Origin of the sequence: Thermoactinomyces sp. DSM 45892 (assembly GCF_900107305.1) — a bacterium.
GTDB lineage: Bacteria > Bacillota > Bacilli > Thermoactinomycetales > Thermoactinomycetaceae > Baia.
In genome coordinates this window covers 40,284-58,897 of sequence record NZ_FNPL01000019.1, presented here as the reverse complement: position 1 = coordinate 58,897, position 18,614 = coordinate 40,284, and the positions used below count along the sequence as shown (strand labels likewise).

Annotated in this window: 17 protein-coding genes, 1 rRNA gene and 1 pseudogene; 11 read left to right on the top strand and 8 right to left on the bottom strand. The window is 42.5% G+C overall.

Annotation, left to right across the window (positions count from 1 at the left end; translation table 11 throughout):
• A 16S ribosomal RNA gene (locus BLU58_RS14355) occupies window positions 1–52 on the top strand; the annotation flags it as partial.
• 196 nt (window positions 53–248) lie between these two features.
• Here the strand turns inward: BLU58_RS14355 and BLU58_RS14350 are convergent.
• On the bottom strand, window positions 249–1,100 hold the full coding sequence (locus BLU58_RS14350; protein WP_093293239.1) for an EamA family transporter: 852 nt from the start codon (window positions 1,098–1,100) through the stop codon (window positions 249–251).
• Window positions 1,101–1,243: 143 nt separating this feature from the next.
• Here BLU58_RS14350 and BLU58_RS14345 point away from each other — a divergent pair, with 143 nt between their 5' ends.
• Both BLU58_RS14345 and BLU58_RS14340 read left to right on the top strand, forming a co-directional pair.
• Window positions 1,244–1,939, top strand: a complete 696-nt coding sequence (locus BLU58_RS14345) for a tetratricopeptide repeat protein (RefSeq protein ID WP_093293237.1) — start codon at window positions 1,244–1,246, stop codon at window positions 1,937–1,939.
• A gap of 199 nt (window positions 1,940–2,138) precedes the next feature.
• Window positions 2,139–2,618, top strand: coding sequence for a CBS domain-containing protein (locus BLU58_RS14340; protein WP_093293235.1), 480 nt, complete (start codon window positions 2,139–2,141; stop codon window positions 2,616–2,618).
• Window positions 2,619–2,714: 96 nt separating this feature from the next.
• Here the strand turns inward: BLU58_RS14340 and BLU58_RS14335 are convergent, their stop codons facing one another.
• The gene (locus BLU58_RS14335) at window positions 2,715–3,236 is read right to left on the bottom strand and encodes a hypothetical protein (protein WP_093293233.1); all 522 of its coding nucleotides are present in this window, start codon (window positions 3,234–3,236) and stop codon (window positions 2,715–2,717) included.
• A gap of 762 nt (window positions 3,237–3,998) precedes the next feature.
• On the opposite strand from BLU58_RS14335, the gene sufC reads away from it, so the two are divergent.
• The 5 genes from sufC to sufB are packed head-to-tail and all read left to right on the top strand — an operon-like array spanning window position 3,999 to window position 9,184.
• Complete coding sequence (sufC, locus tag BLU58_RS14330; RefSeq protein WP_093293231.1) at window positions 3,999–4,784, top strand: Fe-S cluster assembly ATPase SufC; 786 nt, start codon at window positions 3,999–4,001, stop codon at window positions 4,782–4,784.
• 14 nt (window positions 4,785–4,798) lie between these two features.
• Window positions 4,799–6,088: a Fe-S cluster assembly protein SufD gene (gene sufD / locus BLU58_RS14325; protein ID WP_093293255.1), complete on the top strand. Its 1,290-nt coding sequence runs from the start codon at window positions 4,799–4,801 to the stop codon at window positions 6,086–6,088.
• On the top strand, window positions 6,085–7,308 hold the full coding sequence (locus BLU58_RS14320) for a cysteine desulfurase (RefSeq protein ID WP_093293229.1): 1,224 nt from the start codon (window positions 6,085–6,087) through the stop codon (window positions 7,306–7,308). The genes sufD and BLU58_RS14320 overlap by 4 nt, the downstream gene beginning before the upstream one ends.
• Window positions 7,295–7,723, top strand: coding sequence for a Fe-S cluster assembly sulfur transfer protein SufU (gene sufU / locus BLU58_RS14315; RefSeq protein ID WP_093293227.1), 429 nt, complete (start codon window positions 7,295–7,297; stop codon window positions 7,721–7,723). The genes BLU58_RS14320 and sufU overlap by 14 nt, the downstream gene beginning before the upstream one ends.
• Window positions 7,724–7,741: 18 nt before the next feature.
• Window positions 7,742–9,184: a Fe-S cluster assembly protein SufB gene (gene sufB / locus BLU58_RS14310; RefSeq protein WP_093293225.1), complete on the top strand. Its 1,443-nt coding sequence runs from the start codon at window positions 7,742–7,744 to the stop codon at window positions 9,182–9,184.
• Between the two features lie 64 nt (window positions 9,185–9,248).
• Here sufB and BLU58_RS14305 read toward each other — a convergent pair whose 3' ends face one another.
• From BLU58_RS14305 to BLU58_RS14290, 4 genes are all read right to left on the bottom strand, one after another.
• Window positions 9,249–10,397, bottom strand: coding sequence for an N-acetyldiaminopimelate deacetylase (locus BLU58_RS14305; protein WP_093293223.1), 1,149 nt, complete (start codon window positions 10,395–10,397; stop codon window positions 9,249–9,251).
• 32 nt (window positions 10,398–10,429) lie between these two features.
• Window positions 10,430–11,635, bottom strand: a complete 1,206-nt coding sequence (locus BLU58_RS14300; protein WP_093293221.1) for an aspartate aminotransferase family protein — start codon at window positions 11,633–11,635, stop codon at window positions 10,430–10,432.
• A gap of 58 nt (window positions 11,636–11,693) precedes the next feature.
• Window positions 11,694–12,404, bottom strand: coding sequence for a 2,3,4,5-tetrahydropyridine-2,6-dicarboxylate N-acetyltransferase (gene dapD, locus BLU58_RS14295; RefSeq protein ID WP_093293219.1), 711 nt, complete (start codon window positions 12,402–12,404; stop codon window positions 11,694–11,696).
• Between the two features lie 79 nt (window positions 12,405–12,483).
• On the bottom strand, window positions 12,484–13,812 hold the full coding sequence (locus tag BLU58_RS14290; protein WP_093293217.1) for a helix-turn-helix domain-containing protein: 1,329 nt from the start codon (window positions 13,810–13,812) through the stop codon (window positions 12,484–12,486).
• A gap of 90 nt (window positions 13,813–13,902) precedes the next feature.
• Between BLU58_RS14290 and BLU58_RS14285 the strand changes: the two genes are divergently transcribed.
• The 3 genes and pseudogenes from BLU58_RS14285 (at window position 13,903) to BLU58_RS14275 (ending at window position 16,693) form a co-directional block, all read left to right on the top strand.
• Window positions 13,903–14,760, top strand: a complete 858-nt coding sequence (locus BLU58_RS14285; protein ID WP_093293215.1) for a YihY/virulence factor BrkB family protein — start codon at window positions 13,903–13,905, stop codon at window positions 14,758–14,760.
• A 5-nt stretch (window positions 14,761–14,765) separates the two neighbouring features.
• The gene (locus BLU58_RS14280; RefSeq protein WP_093293213.1) at window positions 14,766–15,854 is read left to right on the top strand and encodes an AI-2E family transporter; all 1,089 of its coding nucleotides are present in this window, start codon (window positions 14,766–14,768) and stop codon (window positions 15,852–15,854) included.
• 181 nt (window positions 15,855–16,035) lie between these two features.
• A pseudogene (locus BLU58_RS14275) lies at window positions 16,036–16,693 on the top strand (hypothetical protein).
• On the opposite strand, the gene BLU58_RS14270 reads toward BLU58_RS14275, so the two are convergent.
• Window positions 16,618–18,009 carry a transglycosylase SLT domain-containing protein gene (locus tag BLU58_RS14270; RefSeq protein WP_093293211.1) on the bottom strand — a complete coding sequence of 464 codons (1,392 nt, stop codon included), beginning with the start codon at window positions 18,007–18,009 and terminating at the stop codon, window positions 16,618–16,620. The pseudogene BLU58_RS14275 and the gene BLU58_RS14270 sit on opposite strands and share 76 nt — an antisense overlap.
• On the bottom strand, window positions 17,996–18,598 hold the full coding sequence (locus tag BLU58_RS14265) for a hypothetical protein (protein WP_093293209.1): 603 nt from the start codon (window positions 18,596–18,598) through the stop codon (window positions 17,996–17,998). Before BLU58_RS14265 ends, BLU58_RS14270 begins: the two co-directional genes overlap by 14 nt.
• Between the last annotated feature and the right edge of the window lie 16 nt (window positions 18,599–18,614).

The following is an 18,614-nucleotide window of genomic DNA, read 5'->3' as shown; positions in this document are numbered from 1 at the left end:
GAAGTCGTAACAAGGTATCCCTACCGGAAGGTGGGGATGGATCACCTCCTTTCTATGGAGCTCTTATGAGCATAACGAATTACACACTCTCAGGTTTTGGCTTCTTACTCACTCTTTAGTTTTCAGGGAATACCAAAAACCTCTTCTCCTTTCGAATAGAAGAGGTTTGTTTCTACTTACTACCCATAAAAAGAGTAGGCCTCATAGGGTCTACTCTTTTTGGTGTGTGCCCGATAGATGAATCAAGATTACAATCGAATGATCACTAATCCCACAGCCAGAAGAACAAGGGCTAACTTCTGAAAAGGCGATAACCGCTCCTTATACACCAAAATAGAAAGCAATGCTACCACCAAACTATTCGTGGCAAAAATCGGTGAGACAATGCTTGCTGGTCCATCTTGCAATGCTAATGTATACGCCTGCATTCCTGCAAAAGAAAAAATTCCTGAGCTTAGTCCCCAGATCCAACCCACTTTTATCGACCTTGCCGAACCAAGATTTCCCCGTTTGTAAAAAGAATCAATCGCAAACCAGATAACACCCATCAAGTAACTAATAAACAGAATCATACTGTTTGAACGATCTAATTCCTCCGTAATTTTGAGACCGCCTGTCCGTAAAAAGAATAAGACCATAGCCACAAATACATACAAATACCATGTTTTATTTCGAATACGTAAGGTTTCATTTGGATCAATGGGGATGATAAAGATTGCTAAAACTAATAAGCTAACCCCAATGGATTCGGTTAATGAAAGTGTTTCGTTGTAAAATAGCACAGACATGATCACAATAAATAAGATGTTGCTGTTAATAATCGGCGAAGTAAGGCTCGCTGGCCCTTGATCTAATGCTTTCATAAATAAAATGTTGCCTGCTATGGATCCGAAACCAATGATCAGGCCAGCAATCCATACGATCGGTGAAGTGTCCCATTCTCCAGTAACAAACAGATAACCTAAAAATCCGAGGGTACCCGTGACATATAATCCAAATAGTAGGGTAGTGTGAGAGCCTTCTTTTGCGGAGCTGACTTTCATCATAAAACCAGCCAATCCGAAGGCCAAGGAGCAAAAAATAGAGAGTAGAATCCACATGGTGAAAATAAATTCCTTTCTAGTTGTCGAATGGGTTTATTGTAACTCTTCGTGAACTTTTAAACAAATTGTGAATAGGAGAGATAGATCGTATTGGGCGTGGTACAATAATTGCAACATGAATGTCCTTCGGAGGAGTTTTTATGGTAAACGACTTAACACAATTAAAAGCAGAGGCTTATGAAGAGGTAGGGAGAATGCTCCCTCATGATACGTTTTACCATTTTGATCAAGAACTAACCGCTCGAATGTTGGTAGCGGTCACGTGTATGAGAAAAGGGGCAAAGGATCTCGCATACCGTCTATTTGCAGTGAATGCGCAGGAAGGCCCACAGGAGAATGCAAACCAGCATTTTGCTTATGTAAGAAGCTTGATTGAGATGGCGGAGATGGATGCTGAGAGAGGCCGATATGCGCTAGCAGAAGAAGAGATGGCAGAGGCATTAGTTCAGTACCCTGATTCGATGGGCTATATGATGAGTAAGGTTCATTTGGAAGTATATCTCCAATATTATCGCTTCCAAGCAGGAAAACATGCATTAGCGAATGAGGAATTAAGAAGAATAATTGATCGAGAACAGAATCGATTTTCAAGTTATCCAGATCGAGATGGTGTAGCGTTAGTAGGTCCAGGGCTTTGTTATGCGATTCATCAACTTGCTCTGTTTTATGCAGAGGAAGGGAAGTGGGAGGAAGCTTGCTCCACGATGAGGCAATCAGAGAAATATGCGATGGAAACCAATCCTATTATGATCGAAGAGGCACAAAAATTTCTGGCTCAAGGACAGGGAGAGGAAGCATTTCAGTTGTTGCAACAAGCATATATGTACCACGAGTAAACGGAACCGGAAGTGGATCCCTATGTACAAAATAAGTCTTTATTGTGGTTAAAGTTTATTTTTTCCATGACGTTTTGCTAGCAACTCTTATCTCCATTCAAAAAGGGTGGTAAAATAAGAGAGAGGCTGGATGTATAAGATGAAACATCTATGCACACACATCACACATATAAAATTTGTAATGTAGGGAGTTTTTAGTATGAAAGGAAATGCTGAAACTCTATTATTTTCAAAGGAAGTCGCCCCTTTCATTATCCCGAAAGAACAGGTAACGGTTGTAAAGCCTGATTGGACATTAGATCGTGCTTTACTAGTTCTCACGCGTCGTGGGCAGAATTCGGTTCCTGTTATTAATGATGAGAACCAAATTGAAGGAGTCATTAGCAAAACGAATATCTTAGATCATCTATATGAGCTAAGCCGTGAAAAAGAAAATGAACTTGATTTTTCAAAGCTAAATCAATTTCAAGTTCATGAAGCAATGGATTTAAATCACAGTGGAATCTTATCAAACTCAATCTTTTCCTTTGCTTTTGAAATCCTAGTGAACCGATCCTATATTCCTATTATTGATATACGGAACCAATTTTTAGGGATTTTGACTCGCAGGGTGATGATGGAAAAAGTAATTGAATATTTTCATGGTGAATACTTGCAGACATTAGCAGACCCTGTATAGTCTTCATAATGAGGTATGATGTGCTGGGGAACATAATAGAGAAAACAAATGAGCCGCTTTAGGGAAACCTCTCTAAGGCGGCTTCTGACGTTTAAATTAAATGAAATGTTTAGAAGAGGGGCGACTACCTTGTTGTTGAAGGTCTTGTAATAGTTTGCGTTTGGAACAAGTATGGAGAAATTGAATAACTTCTTCCCAATAGAGTGTATCCTGATTTCGATCTAATTCAATTGAGGTGTTTTTTTGATGGAGCAGCCAGCTTTGTAGTGTGATTTCCATAAGTGGGAGATGAAAATCCTCGTAATAGCAATTTGCAAGCATTTCCTTTATATCGTCATAGACATTTTTAAAAACGATTTCTTGAATAATTTCAGGGAGAAAGGGGGCGATTCGAACCTCTTTACGTTGTTGCTCCCAAAATTTTAGTAGCCTTTTTTTACTGAGGCTGTATCTGTAGGTCTTGACTCCGATTGATTCAGTGGAAGAGGGTTGATAATTTGATTTTTGCTCATAAGCCATAGGCCAACGTTTTTTTTCAATCGTTCTATTCAATAATAAAGGAAAAACATTTTCATGGGCGAGGTTGAAATCTTGATTACGAGTGCGAATTTTCTTCATAAAATCTGCCTCCTAGCGAAAATAAGAAAGAGAAAAAATGGGATAAAAGCTACTTTCTAAAGAGGATTCTATATCTACTTCTATTGTACATGAATGATGGATGTTCTATTAGTAATGAGTGTGTAGAAAGATTGAATGATTGATGTGTTTTGAAAAATAAGGTTGAAGATAAAGGAGGAAATCGATAGAAATAATAGACACAAATCTATTTTATCGAATTCGCAGAGAAAAAGATACGAAAAAAAGTGTGCGATATATTAGAAAATAGAGAAAAATTTTATTAAATCCTGTTATTTTTAGTTTGCGATTTTGGTTCTTGTTCTTTCCTTAAAGAAAACCAACCGTTTTCGAGTGGTAAGTAATGATGTCTGTTTTTCTTGTGCAGAGGACAGAAATCACACCTTCCACCGGGACGGTTTTTATAACACTCAATACAGCGAACGGGTTGGCTCATGATTTGCACCTCTTTGCTGAAGAATAAAAATATTTGATTGTACTGAAATAACATGGGTACGGTGTAGGAGTGAAGGTCATAATAGCGTTAAAAAAATTCATTTCGGAAACATTTCTTGAACTCCTTCGAGAGGTCGAGTAGAATAAAATGAGAATCACTTGATAATCACTCTAATCTAGATTTTGATTTCATCATATCATACCCTATGATTTAGAGAGAATGGCTAACGCTAATTTTATGAATGGCATTTGGCCTTTATGATTACGAGAATATACAGATGTCGATTTTGATTTCATGGAGGGAATAGAATGTCAAATAAACCGAATCTAACGCTCAAAGATATAAAAGTAGAGATCGAAGGGCGAGAAATTTTAAAGGGTGTCAATCTTGAGATCAAGGGTGGGGAAATCCATGCCATCATGGGGCCAAATGGAACAGGTAAGTCCACACTCGCTTCTGCTCTAATGGGTCATCCTAAGTATGAAATCACAGGTGGAGAAGCACATCTAAATGGAGAAGACTTATTGGAAATGGAAGTAGACGAGCGTGCTCGTGCGGGTCTTTTTCTAGCTATGCAATATCCATCTGAGATAAGCGGTGTTACGAACTCTGATTTCCTTCGTAGTGCAGTGAATGCGAAGCGTGGTGAAGGAAATGAAATCTCTCTTATGAAGTTTATCCGTGAGATGGACACTAAGATGGACGTACTCGAGATGGATCAAAAGTTTGCTACTCGTTATCTAAATGAAGGTTTCTCAGGTGGAGAAAAAAAGCGTAACGAGATCCTACAAATGATGATGCTTAAGCCAGGCATTGCGATCTTAGATGAGATTGACTCAGGCCTTGATATTGATGCGTTAAAAGTAGTAGCAGAGGGTGTAAACTCGATGCGCAATGATGAGTTTGGGTGCCTTATTATTACGCACTATCAACGTTTGTTGAATTATATTAAACCAGACTTTGTTCATGTATTTATGCAGGGACGTATCGTGAAATCAGGCGGGCCAGAACTAGCTGAACGTCTTGAGGCAGAAGGTTACGATTGGGTAAAAGAAGAGTTGGGTATTGAAGACGAAACCGTAGGAAAAGGGTAAGGATGGTGTTGGCGATGAGCTTAGAAACAAAATTGCAGTTTGATGATCAGTTTATAGCCAAGCTGTCTCAGGATCTTAGGGAGCCTGCTTGGATGTTAGAGCATCGTTTGGCCGCTTTTCAAAAAATAAATGAGCTTCCTCTACCGAAATTAGAGAAAACCAATCTAAGTAAATGGAACTTTGATCGTTTTACTCCTTATACAGAAGCGGCTCCACTACAAAGTTTAAGTGAACTGCCGGGAGAGGTACAAGCGCTTTTGTTTGATGAAAAAAACGTCTTGGTGCAGAAAAATTCATCTGTGGTTTATAAGCAACTCCAAGATGAGTTACAAGCTAAAGGTGTTATTTTTACGGATCTGCATACAGCTAGTAGTAAACACGAAGATTTGGTCAAGCAAACCTTTATGACTCTGGTTACGAAGGATGCACACCGTTTGGCGGCTCAACACGGCGCACTGGCTACAGGAGGGATCTTTCTCTATGTACCACGCAATGTAGAGGTGGAAATCCCATTCCAAGGCCTCTTCTATGCCGAAGGGGAACAAGTTGCGATTTTCCCACATGTAGTGATTGTCGCAGAGGAGAATAGCCGTGTAGAATTTGTGGCAAATTTTACTTCCAAAGGGGAGGTAGCACTCTCTAATGCCGTGATTGAAGTCGTTGCGAAGCAAAATGCAAAGGTGCGGCTTGCTACGGTTAGTCACATGGGGGCTTCGACAGTTGATGTGTTATATCGACGTGCTAATATCGGCCGGGATGCAGAAGTAGAATATATTATTGCCGATCTTAGCGAAGGTCGCATCATTTCTGATAGTACAAGTCATCTGAATGAATCAGGCGGTATCGCAAACGTAAAATCCGTAGCCCTTGGTTCTGGAGATATGAGAGCCAATATTACTTCCTCAGCGTACCATTGGGGTACACATACTGCGAGTGACGTAAATGCGCGCGCGGTGATGAAAGATAACGCTTCTAGCATTACAAACAGTATTACGAAGATCGAGAAGGGCGCTAGTAAAGCGGATGGTCAACAATCGAGTAAAGTGCTAATGCTTAGTGACCAGTCTCGTGGCGATTCAAACCCCATTTTGCTCATTGATGAAAATGACGTAACAGCGGGTCATGCGGCTTCGGTTGGCCGGGTGGATGAAAATCAGTTGTATTATCTAATGTCTCGTGGAATTTCGCGTGTAGAGGCAGAGCGTCTCGTTGTTCGCGGATTCTTGGATGCAGTTGTTTCGGAAATCCCTTCGGATAGCTTGCGTAAAACGATTCATCAGCTAATCGAGAGGAAACTACGATGACCAACCCATGGAAAAAGGATTTTCCGATCCTACACCAACAGGTAAACGGTCACCCGTTAGTTTATTTGGATAGTGGAGCAACTTCTCAGAAACCGTATCCCGTTATCGAAGCAATGACCCAGTATTATGAGGGTTATAACTCAAATGTTCACCGGGGCGTTCATACTTTAGGTACAAGGGCAACAGATGGATTTGAAGGTGCTCGTGAAAAGGTACGCAAATTCATTCATGCTAAGTCGGTCCAAGAGATTATTTTTACTCGGGGTACGACAACGGCGATCAATCTAGTTGCCTCTAGTTATGCCAGAGCGAATCTAAAGCCGGGTGATGAGATTATCACCACAGTTGCGGAACATCATAGTAATTTCATCCCTTGGCAACAGGCGGCTAAAGCGACAGGAGCTACTTTTACTTTCTTTCCGCTAGAAGCAGATGGAACACTGGATTTAGAGAAAGTAGCTGAGATGATCACACCGCAAACGAAGATGGTAGCGATCCATCATTTATCCAATGTGATGGGGACGGTACAACCGATTAAAGAACTTGCACAGATGGTTCATGCGGTGGGCGGTGTCATCTCTGTAGATGGGGCTCAAGCGGCGCCGCATATGAAAGTGGACGTTCAAGACTTGGATGTAGACTTCTATCAATTTTCGGGTCATAAAATGATGGGGCCTACGGGAATCGGGGTACTGTACGGGAAAAAATCCTTGCTCGAACAGATGGAACCGATTGAATTTGGTGGAGAGATGATCGACTTTGTCGACTTGCATGATTCTACTTGGAAAGAGCTACCTTGGAAGTTTGAAGGTGGGACTCCGATCATCGCAGGGGCGATTGGCCTCGGTGCTGCTATCGACTATCTAGAGTCCGTAGGAATGGATATAATAGAGGAGCACGATCGCAAACTGGCTACGTATGCAGCCGAGCAGATGAGTCAGATCGAGGGGCTTACGATTTATGGTCCTAAATCACACCGTACCGGCCTTGTCACATTTAACCTAGGTGATGTTCACCCACATGATGTGGCTACGGTGCTTGATGCAGAGGGAATTGCCGTTCGTGCTGGGCATCATTGTTGTCAACCGTTGATGAGATGGTTAAAAGCATCTGCTACAGCGCGTGCGAGCTTTTATCTCTATAATGACGAATCAGACATAGACGCCCTTGTAAAAGGATTAAAAAAGACAAAGGAGTACTTCGGACATGTCTTTAGATGATCTTTATCGTCGCGTCATCATGGATCATTATCAACATCCGCGTAATAAAGGGACGTTTGAAGATGGAACGGTCTCAATTGAGCTGAACAATCCTACATGTGGAGATCGTATTTCCCTACAACTCCACTTAGAAAAGGGTAAGATTACGAAGGCGATGTTTACGGGTGAAGGTTGCTCGATCAGCCTATCTTCCGCCTCTATGATGACAGAAGCAGTAAAAGGGCTAACGTACGAACAAGCTCTAGAACTTGTTGATCTATTTTCTCGTATGATGCAGGGTGAAGAGATTGACATGGAAAAATTTCCATTAGAAGATATTGAAGCTCTGACTGGAGTGGCAAAATTTCCCGCCCGTATCAAATGTGCAACGCTGGCATGGAAAGCTCTAGAAAAAGGGGTAAATGAACATAAATAGTTGAAGGAGGAGAGAAACATGGCACAAAATGTACCTGATTACAGTGATGTACCTGAAATCTCCGATTATAAATACGGATTTCGCGATAAAGATGTATCGGTGTTCCGTTCAAAACGGGGTCTTAACCGTCAGATCGTAGAGGAAATTTCTCGTATGAAGGGTGAGTCGGACTGGATGTTGCAGTTTCGTCTCAAGGCACTCGAGCAATTTGAAAAGATGCCCATGCCGGATGATCTGAATAGCAAATGGTTTTCCTTGCTACCAGGTGATCTAAGTGAATTGGACTTCGATAACATCACTTACTATGTGAAGCCTTCTGAACGACAAGGTAAGACATGGGAAGAGGTACCAGACGAGATTAAGCAGACATTTGACAAGCTGGGAATTCCAGAGGCAGAGCAAAAATTCTTAGCAGGTGTATCGGCTCAGTATGAATCTGAAGTAGTCTATCACAGCATGCAAAAGGAACTGGAAGATCAAGGTGTGATCTTCTGCGATACGGATACGGCTCTTCGTGAGCATCCAGAAATCTTCCAAGAATACTTTGGAACGGTTATTCCGACGGCAGATAATAAGTTTTCTGCGCTAAATAGTGCGGTATGGTCTGGTGGATCTTTCATCTATGTACCACCTGGTGTGAAATGCGAAGTGCCATTACAAGCTTATTTCCGCATTAACTCAGAGAATATGGGACAATTTGAGCGCACTCTCATCATTGCGGATGAAGGAAGCTTTGTTCACTATGTAGAGGGTTGTACGGCTCCGATCTACAGCACAGATTCCCTTCATAGTGCGGTCGTTGAGATTGTGGTAAAGAAAAATGCTCGTGTTCGTTATACCACCATCCAAAACTGGGCTCCAAACATCTACAACCTTGTGACGAAGCGCGCTGTTTGTGAAGCAGGCGGACACATGGAATGGGTAGATGGTAACATTGGTTCCAAACTTACCATGAAGTATCCAGCTGTGGTGATGAAAGGTGAAGGCGGGAAGGCAGATATTCTTTCCATTGCTGTAGCCGGAAAAGAACAACATCAAGATGCGGGTGCGAAAGTAACGATGCTGGCCCCTAACTGTACGGCTACGATTATTTCGAAGTCGATTAGTAAACAGGGTGGGAAAGTTACCTATCGTGGTCTAACCAAATTTGGTAAGAAATCCGAGGGATCGAAGGCAAATGTGAAATGTGACACCCTCATCTTGGATGACCAGTCTACTTCGGATACGATTCCGTATAATGAAATCCAAAACGATAACATTATGCTGGAGCATGAAGCGACGGTATCGAAAGTGTCCGAGGATCAACTTTTCTACTTGATGAGTCGTGGACTTTCGGAAAATGAAGCAACCCAGATGATTATTATGGGCTTTATTGAACCGTTTACGAAAGAGTTACCAATGGAATATGCAGTTGAGATGAACCGTCTGATCAAGTTTGAGATGGAAGGCTCGATTGGTTAATCCATATATACAAAAACACGTTAGAGACTAGAAGCTCTGACGTGTTTTTGTTTTTTATAAGATCTCATCGTCGAGGCGAATATCGTTCGTTGAACGAGGCTACATGTGTTAGATAACGACTCATCAACTCAACCGCAACAGAAATAGCATCTTCGCTTGGCTCAATCTGTGGATGATGGAGTCCGTAGGGGGTGTCGACGCCTAACCAGAACATCATCCCAGGGATTTGTTCAAGGAAGTATCCGAAGTCTTCGCCTGTGAGAGCTTCCTTGCATTCAATAAGCTGAAATGCTGTTTCTGTACGGGTCCAGTTCATAAATTCTTGGGTAAGTTGGTGGTGGTTATATACTTGGCAATAGTTTGATCCCCATGTGAGGGTTCCTTTGCATTGAAACGATTCTTCGATGCCCCGGATGATGGATTGACATCGTTCTTTTATCAGTTCCATGGATTCGGCAGATAAAGTGCGAATCGTTCCTTCAAGAAGTGCTTCTCCTGCAATGATGTTTTCTTTCGTACCGGCATGTAGTTTCCCGATGGTAATAATGGCTGAATCGAGGGGATTCATATTACGAGCTACGACGGTTTGTAGTTGACCGACCAGCTGTGATGCGGCGACCACCATGTCATGGGCGAGATGGGGATAGGCAGCATGGCCACTTTTTCCTTGCAGATGGATAAAGATTTCTTGCGTATTGGCGAATAAGATCCCGGGGCGGGTGGCAATGGTACCAACTGGGTATTCGGGTGCGATGTGAAGCGCATAGATCTGATCGGGTTTCCAGCGCTGAAATTCTTCACTTTGGAGCATGGGCTCTGCACCGCCGGGTCCCTCTTCGGCAGGTTGGAAGAGGAATAGCAAGTGATCATCGACGGGATGATGAATGAAGTGATGAATGAGACCGAGTGCAATGGTCATATGTACATCGTGGCCACAAGCATGCATATACCCTTGATGCTTCGAAGGGAAGGGAAGGGTCGTTTGCTCAGTGAGTGGCAAACCGTCCATGTCTGTCCGATAGGCGATGGTTTGACGTGGTTTTCTTCCTGTGATCCGCACCAGTATTCCAGTTCGCCATGTTTGCAGTTCGAAGCGATCTTGTGGTAGGAACTTGAGAAACGATAGGATATATGCTTGGGTTTGAAACTCTTCGAATCCGGGTTCGGGAATTTGGTGGAGATCGCGGCGGATGTGGACTAGGTCAGGCTTCATCGGTGTGGTTCTCCTTTCAGGGTTGACGATGATTAGGCTAACTGTAGTAAGACTTCCCTTATAGTAGTGAGGAAATGTTTGGTTTCGCTCTTTTGTAGGGTTAGAGGTGGGAGAAGTCTGATGACGGTTTTGGCAGCGATGTCTACTAGGATACCGTGTTTCAGGAGTTCACTTTGGATATGAGTGACTTGTTCTGCTGTGAGCTGGGTGCGAATTCCGATCATCATACCACGACCTTGGATGGTGGTGATTTGTTCGGGGAATTGCCCTTGTAGCATGTGTAAGCCAGCCCAAAGTTCTTGTGCGGCGAGACGTCCTTTTTCTAATAATCCTTCTTCTAGCAATAGATCTAGGACGGTATTTCCTAGGGCCGCGCTGAGAGGGGAGGGGGCAAAGGTGGTTCCATGATCGCCGTACCCGAATACGTCGGCTGCTTTGTGATTTGCGATGATTCCGCCAAGTGGAAGTCCGCCACCAATCCCTTTAGCAAATAGGATAAGATCAGGATGGAGTCCCGGTAAGTCTTCATGTTGATAGGCAAATAGAGAGCCTGTACGTCCGATGCCGGTTTGAATCTCATCGAGAGCAAATAGCATTCCGTGTTCTTGGCATAATTCTTGGGCACGGAGCAGAAAGTTGTGTGATAGGGCATGAACGCCGCCAGCGCCAAGAATCGGTTCGAATAGGGCAGCGGCGGGCTTTTCGGCATGGCAAATGTCTTCTAGTTGTTCGATGGTTGTTGCTTCAAACACAGGGTAGTTTAACTCTGGAAAATCTTGATAAATATGAGATTGACGTGTGAGACGGACTGCACCTAGTGTTCGGCCGTGAAAGCCATTTGTATACACGATTATGCCGTGTCGATCAGGAGCATATGTCTTACTCCATTTGTGTATGAGTTTAATAGCAGCTTCTGTTGCTTCGGCACCAGAGTTGCAGAAGTATACTTTTCCATCTTGGACAGTATTCTCGACAAGCCTTTGCGCTAGCGAAATAGCAGGGGAGTTTAAGAAAAGGTTGCTAATATGTAGAAAACGTTTTCCTTGTTCCACTAATGTTTCCATGAGACGAGGGTGGGAGTGGCCGAGTGTATTGACCCCAAGACCTGTGAAAAGGTCTAAGTATGTATTGCCTTCCATATCATGTAGATAATTGCCATGGGCGTGATCAATGGCGATGGGAAGGCGTTTTACCGTATGCATGATAAAGGTTTCATCTAGTTCCTGAGTCGATTTCATGAAGCGTCACCTCACACGAGTTTGAAATATGAAAAGGAGCCCCGAAGGGCCCTCTCTGCTACAATTGGCGTAATTCTTGTTTGATTTCAGTTTTAGAGCGGGTTTTTTCATCGATCTCTTTGATGATCCGAGCAGGAGTACCCGCTACCACCACATTTGGCGGAACGTCGTCTACCACAACGGCTCCAGCGGCTACGACGGAACCCTCTCCAATACGGACCCCTTCTAAGACCACCGCATTTGCTCCGATTAATACATTATCTTCTACGATGACTGGAGTAGCGGACGGTGGCTCGATCACCCCTGCGATCACAACGCCTGCTCCGATGTGACAATTTTTACCCACGGTACCACGTCCGCCGATCACTGCATTCATGTCGACCATGGTTCCTTCCCCGATCACAGAGCCGATATTAATGACAGCTCCCATCATGATGACTGCGTTTGCCCCGATTTCGACTTGATCACGAATAATAGCTCCTGGTTCGATACGAGCATGGATATGTTTGTTTTCAAGAAGCGGAATAGCAGAGTTGCGCCGATCGTTTTCTATCACGAAGTCTTCGATCTGAGACTCATGTGCCTGTAAGAGTGGCTTGATGTCTTTCCAATCACCAAAAAGGGTGCCTACATTGCCGTTAATAAATGATTTTATATTTTCTCCAAAGGATACACTTTCTAACTGTCCTTTTATGTATACTTTTACAGGAGTTTTTTTCTCGCTGTTCTTGATAAAGTCAATGATCTGATTCGCATCCATCAGTTTCATAGGTGTTCATCCCCTTTGGCATTCTAAAAAATACAGCTAACTTGTTAAAGTATAGCACACTCGATTTGGGTACTAAAGATTAGATAATATCGTTGTGAACGATATAGGACTCTTGTTTCGTTTGCTGAAGAGAATACGTCTTCCGCATACAATGGATAAATTCCTTATCATCGATTCCCTCATAGCAGCTAGCTAGTTGCATCCATAGTTTTGCTTCTCTTTCTTTATACTCATGCTTTTCTGCTAGAGCTACCGCTTGCTGTAAATGCTCGATGGCTTCCGCTGTCTGCCCTCGTTTACGGCAAATCTCACCCATGACAGATAGATTCGAAATCAGGCGTGCTGCATCTTGATATTTCTTGGAAATCGTAATGGCCTCCAGAAAATATTCGTAGGACTTGTCTAGTTCTTCATTTACCATAGATAGAAGGCCGAATTGGGTATAGACGCTGGCTAATCGCGCGCCATCTGGGAAAGATCCGCGTAGCTTTTGGGCTGTCTCGAGAGCTTGTTCGGCTAAGTGATATTTCTTCTGCTCTAGGTAGATGGAGCCAAGAAGTGTCCAGAGTTCGAATAGGGAGACGAGCTTCCCATTTCTTCTCGCAAGGGTAATTCCTTGTAAGGTAAACTGGATTGCTTCATCAAGGAAACCGGAGCGTTTCGAAAAATCAGCTCGGAGCCAATAGAACATTAGTTTTGTTTCAATTCGATCCACTTGCTCTACTTCGTCCCATATCTCTTGGATTAATTGCATCCCTTCTGTAATACGACCTAAACGCTGTAGGCAGACCCCTTTGTTTCTCAGTAGGAGATGCCGAATATGAAGGCGCTCTCCCCCCTGTACCCAGACGTTTAAGCCCTGATTTGCATAGGTGAGGGCTTGAGAAAGGCTGTTTTGGAGATAACAGATCACACCTAACATGAGGTAACCAGCCGATTCAATGTTATTTTCTCGGTTTTCTCCTTGTTGGGCACTGCGAATCGCATTATGAAAAGCGCGCTCTGCTTGGCGATACTTCTTTTTCGAAAAATAACATCTACCTTTGGAGTAGTAAACTTGAGGAATTAACGGATGATGATCATCAACAGGCATGCTGTCTAGGGTTTGTAAAGCTTCATCAAATTTTCCGATCTCGCGAAGAGTACTAACGATTTGTAGCTGAACAAATAACTCTTGTAATTCTTGTTGTTCTTTTTCTAGAATTTCAGGTAGCTTTTGGACAGGGATATCTAATTTATCTAGCAAATAGGTTACTTTTTCTGGACTTACATGCGCTACACCACGCTCAATATTACTAACAGTGGCAGGGGAGATATTTTCGTCTGCCAAGTCTTCCAGTCTTAATCCACGTTCTTTTCTTACTCTGCGGATTACTTCGCCCATTTCATGAAGTGAGATTAGGGTCATGTTGGTTCACCTCGGTTTTTTATGTAAGATTGTATATCAAAAAAAAAGGCTATAAATAGATTAAACGCTAAAACGGAAAGGGGAAAGGAGTTGTTATACATATGGAAAATATGCAAAGAGGTAATCATTACAATTACACATCGCTATTTTGAAGATCGGATGGGGGACTTAGCGGCTCAATTGGCATATTATCTGTTGCTTTCATTATTTCCATTTTTAATGTTAGCTTTCACGATCATTGGATATCTTCCGATTTCAGGTACAGAGCTTCTTGAAACAATCCATCCTTATGCGCCACCCTCTACTTATGAACTTATTCGTACCAATTTGTATGGTATTATGGATCAAAAGAATGGTAAAGCACTTTCGATCAGCTTGGTGGCAACCATCTATATCGCCTCACTCGCATTCCACTCTATTATACGTATATTAAATAATGCGTATCAAGTAAAGCAAGAACGTACTTTTTGGAAGCAGTTATGGGTCGGCTTTTTCTTGATGGTAGGTATTTTAATAGGGTTGATTGTTTCGCTAGTTGTTTCTATATTTGGGGAAGTGTTGGCGCATACCCTATTCCCTTGGCTCGGGGCAACATCAGGCTTTATTGATATATGGTTGCTTCTACGTTGGTCGGCAGGGAGTATGATTTTATTTATCGTTTTTTTCTTCCTATATGTATTTGCTCCTCACACCCACGTCGGATATCGGGATGCACTCCCTGGGGCATTATTTGCTACATTTGGTTGGCAAATCAGCTCATACTTTTTTGCGATCTATGTAGGGAGATTTGGCAATTACTCATTAGTGTATGGGAATTTAGGAGCTTGGATGGTGTTATTGGGTTGGTTCTATTTAAGCGCGCTCATTTTAATTATAGGCGGGATGTTTAACGCCACCCTTTGTCAGATTCTGGACAGAATGAAGGACAGTAAACAGGAAAGCGGGTGAATCGAATGCCCCAATCAAAGTGGTTTTTGTTTGGTTATGGGATCGTTATATTGTTTTTAATTATACTGCTCGGAAGTCAAATTAGCTTTATCTTTCATCCGGTTGTTATTTTTTTCCAAACTTTATTTTTCCCATTTCTCATATCAGGGGTCTTGTTTTATTTGCTTCGTCCCGTCGTGGATACCCTAATGAAACTTCGATTTCCACGATCTCTTGCTATTTTAACCATTTATCTAATCGGGATCGGATTGATGGTCCTATTTGGATTTTTAATCGGTCCCCCACTGAGCGATCAAGTCGAGAAATTAATCAAAAATCTCCCGACGATGATGGATGTGGCACAAGTACAGTTTGTCAAAATGTCACATCATCCTTGGATTGAGCCGTATGTCGATTGGAATGAGATATCTCAAACGGTAGTAGGCTATCTGAAAACGAGTTACGCTGTAATCGGTAATAACATTGCTAATTTCATTAGTGTCGTTACCAACATCATCACGGTTCTGGTTACGGTTCCATTTATCTTGTATTACATGTTACGGGAAGGACATAAAACGCCCGATTATTTCTTGCAACTGTTCCCCGAGTGGGAGAGGAAGCAAGGAATGGCGATATTACGTGACTTAGATCAAGCGCTTAGCTCGTATATCAAAGGTCAAGTGATTGTCAGCATGTCGATTGGAGCATTGTTGTACATCGGTTATCTCATCATCGGAATCGATTACTCGCTCCTACTGGCGATTATCGCAATGTTTACCAATGTGATCCCATTTATCGGCCCTTTATTAGGAACGATTCCAGCGCTCATCGTGGCATTGATTACCTCGCCTGATATGGTGTACCAAGTAGTCATTGTCGCTGTCATCGCACAGCAACTCGAAGGCAATCTCATCTCACCTTATGTGATGGGGAAAAGTTTACAGATTCATCCATTGACGATTATTTTGGTGTTATTAGTGGCAGGTAGCTTAGGGGGGTTCCTGGGGCTGTTGCTGGCGGTTCCTACCTATGCTGTGTCGAAGGTGATCGTGGTACATGCGTATCGTTTGTATGCGCTAAGGAGACAGGATCGGTCGCTTGGGATACATAAGTGATTGATCGGATACGGCGAGGTCAATCCGATAAAGTCGTATCCGTACATTTATGATTTCCCTAGAGCGTAAACAATCTCGATTCATCCATATATGAATTAAATAGATTTGTATAAGAGTCACTTCTCTTAATCTCCACATATTATATGAAAGAAAACAATATGGGAGGCCTTCTTCTATGAATATGATCGAGACGAAAAATGTGGAGCTTTCCCCGCCGTGGGTCACATATTTTAATGAAATCAAGTACTCAGTGGGTGCGGATCCTAGTGTAACAGTAGGCCCCCTTATTCCGGTTGTAGATGTTTATCTTATCATTGTCATAGTATCAGACAATGAAAAAGCGAAGGCCATCGCTACGCTCCTCCACCCTACGAAAACCTTCGGAAATGTCGAAGTCTTAGTTGTCGTTATTAATACGCATGGAGAACTGATTACTCCCTTACCTTGTCCTTTAGATGCTTTCGAAATCGCAAGCATCTTTCAGACTGCATTAACCGGTAATGACTTCTTCCAAGAAGTTGTCGTACAACCTCAACTACCCGATGAACCAGACGCTGTCTACCCTGTTTTCAAGCCAGAAGTCATTCAGTTTTTTAATGATGATATCTCAAATCTATGTAATACTTTTACTGGAGTTGCTGCAAATGTATTTCAAGATGTTTTAAGAAATCAAATTTGCGAAGTTTCTATTTTGTTTTCTACTAGTTGTGATGAGGAGTCATAGACTTTACTTGCAAAAAAATAACCTAGCACATAGCCTAGGTTATTTTTTTTGCAGAAATAATAGCGGATCTCGGGCATCGGAAGAGGGATTTGAGCCGACGTGCACCTCAAAGTGAAGATGGGGACCAGTTGAGCGGCCGATTTGCTTGATTTGAGCGATATATTGGCCTTTGGTTACCTTTGTACCGACATGGATGTTTCCGTAGGGGATGGTATGTCCGTACCAAGAAATGAGTCCATTAGTATGCTTGATGCCTAAGTAATGGCCAAAACCACCTGGATTATCTTTATCTATATAGATCACGCCATCACCGGCTGCACGGACTAAGGTATTTTCGGCACAAGCTAGATCAAGTCCACGATGAAAGTGTCCAGGTCTACGTTCATTCCATCTTCCTGTAATTGGGCAGTTGGCTACGGGCCAGACAAGTGTTCCTCCAGTATATTTCACATTCCCATCAATCGTAACTCTACCTGTAAAGACATTCGCCTGAGAGGCTACCTCATTTACATAATCCCAGCCACCATCACCTGCAAATTTTGAATCTAGTTTGTAAATGCCACAGATGACGTTGTCACCGTAGGTGTTAACGGTTTGTTCTCCTAACTGATGGGTTGCATCCTTTTTACAAATTCCTTTTTGTGTATCGGCTTCTTCTTTTAACGTTTGGGCCAAGTCGAAAATGTAATCTTTAACGGGTGCAAGGTTTGCTTCTCCAGCAAATTTGCCCATTCGTTCGGGGACTTTTTTTACATAATTTTGTGTCTCTTGAAACGGTGGAACTCCACCATAACGCTTTACATTTCCCGCTCCAGCATTATAAGCAGCTAGTGTGTATTTTATGTTTCCATTGTAATGATTTAGATGGTTCACTAGAAGCTGGACGCCGCGATCGATATTATTAACCGGGATTTTGCAATCTTGAATACTCCACTGACGAGCCTCACAGTTAGAGGGCATGAGTTGCATTAAGCCAACAGCTCCAGCAGAAGAAACGACATTTGGATTAAAATTACTCTCTTGCTCCATCACGGCGGCAACTAAAGCAGGTGTAACTTGATATTTTCGATCTTTGTTCCAACGATGAAGGGCCGACTCGATATACTCTTTATACTTTACATCAGGAACCGCTCCACTTACTTTAGAAGCATGTGAAGAGTATGGAGGGCTTTTCGCATGAATTGCCGCTAGGATTTCCCAAGGCATGTTGTATTTTGCGGCGGCTTCTTCGTAATAGTCGCGAAAGATAGACATAGTGGTGGTCGTGCCATCTTCAGGTAAGGCTTCCGGTTTATTTAGAAAGGGGATCACCATAAAGATCGTAAAGGTGATGAGTAGAAGGATCAAAATGCTAGGGAGCGTGCCCATTCCAATAAAAAGGGCCATAAGGGAATCTCGATCTTTTCTGTTGTTTAGGTTAGTCGGCAGCATTGGCACTTTCTAACCACCTTACCTTCCATGTATCGCCACTGGGCTTTAATAGGATTGAGATGAATTGAGGTTCGGTTACAGCTTTGTTATCAGAGCCAGTAAAGGTAATATGGGCGATTAGCTCTAGACGAATATCTTGTGTATCCTCGGTAGCTCTCGACTCGATTTTAAAATCTCGGAATTCCATTTTCTTCGTGTCTGCAAACGGCTCCTTATATTGAGCTTTTAACATTTCGTAGAGAGAGGAATCTAAGCGGTTTTTTACCCGTTCTACATGTGCGGTTGGTTGTTTGGTATCATATTGGTAGAAATCTTTAAAAAATGTAGTGAGAAATGGTTCTACTTGTGATTCCCGTTTCTGCTGGTTTTCTAATATTTGTTTTGCTTCAGGATCTTGTTGATCTTTTTTTTTCGTTTCTTCTATATCTTGGGGCGGTGTGGTAGGAATCAAGGTAGGTGGCTTATTCTTCTCAGATGCTGATTGGGCCGCTGGCTGTTCTGTTTCAAAAGGGATTCTACTAATAAAAATAAAAATGAGGATGGCTGTAAAGCCAATCAGTAACCAAAATTGAAATTTACTTAGTTTCATCTACCTCTTGCTCCTT

Bases quoted from the DNA above. Each gene is read 5' to 3' on its own strand.
- BLU58_RS14280 (WP_093293213.1), top strand. From the start codon at position 14,766: ATGCCCCAATCAAAGTGGTTTTTGTTTGGTTATGGGATCGTTATATTG.
- BLU58_RS14350 (WP_093293239.1), bottom strand. From the start codon at position 1,100: ATGTGGATTCTACTCTCTATTTTTTGCTCCTTGGCCTTCGGATTGGCT.
- BLU58_RS14305 (WP_093293223.1), bottom strand. From the start codon at position 10,397: ATGAAGCCTGACCTAGTCCACATCCGCCGCGATCTCCACCAAATTCCC.
- BLU58_RS14265 (WP_093293209.1), bottom strand. From the start codon at position 18,598: ATGAAACTAAGTAAATTTCAATTTTGGTTACTGATTGGCTTTACAGCC.
- BLU58_RS14270 (WP_093293211.1), bottom strand. From the start codon at position 18,009: ATGCTGCCGACTAACCTAAACAACAGAAAAGATCGAGATTCCCTTATG.
- sufD (WP_093293255.1), top strand. From the start codon at position 4,799: ATGAGCTTAGAAACAAAATTGCAGTTTGATGATCAGTTTATAGCCAAG.
- BLU58_RS14290 (WP_093293217.1), bottom strand. From the start codon at position 13,812: ATGACCCTAATCTCACTTCATGAAATGGGCGAAGTAATCCGCAGAGTA.
- sufB (WP_093293225.1), top strand. From the start codon at position 7,742: ATGGCACAAAATGTACCTGATTACAGTGATGTACCTGAAATCTCCGAT.
- BLU58_RS14340 (WP_093293235.1), top strand. From the start codon at position 2,139: ATGAAAGGAAATGCTGAAACTCTATTATTTTCAAAGGAAGTCGCCCCT.
- BLU58_RS14320 (WP_093293229.1), top strand. From the start codon at position 6,085: ATGACCAACCCATGGAAAAAGGATTTTCCGATCCTACACCAACAGGTA.
- sufC (WP_093293231.1), top strand. From the start codon at position 3,999: ATGTCAAATAAACCGAATCTAACGCTCAAAGATATAAAAGTAGAGATC.
- BLU58_RS14345 (WP_093293237.1), top strand. From the start codon at position 1,244: ATGGTAAACGACTTAACACAATTAAAAGCAGAGGCTTATGAAGAGGTA.
- BLU58_RS14300 (WP_093293221.1), bottom strand. From the start codon at position 11,635: ATGAAATCGACTCAGGAACTAGATGAAACCTTTATCATGCATACGGTA.
- BLU58_RS14335 (WP_093293233.1), bottom strand. From the start codon at position 3,236: ATGAAGAAAATTCGCACTCGTAATCAAGATTTCAACCTCGCCCATGAA.
- sufU (WP_093293227.1), top strand. From the start codon at position 7,295: ATGTCTTTAGATGATCTTTATCGTCGCGTCATCATGGATCATTATCAA.
- dapD (WP_093293219.1), bottom strand. From the start codon at position 12,404: ATGAAACTGATGGATGCGAATCAGATCATTGACTTTATCAAGAACAGC.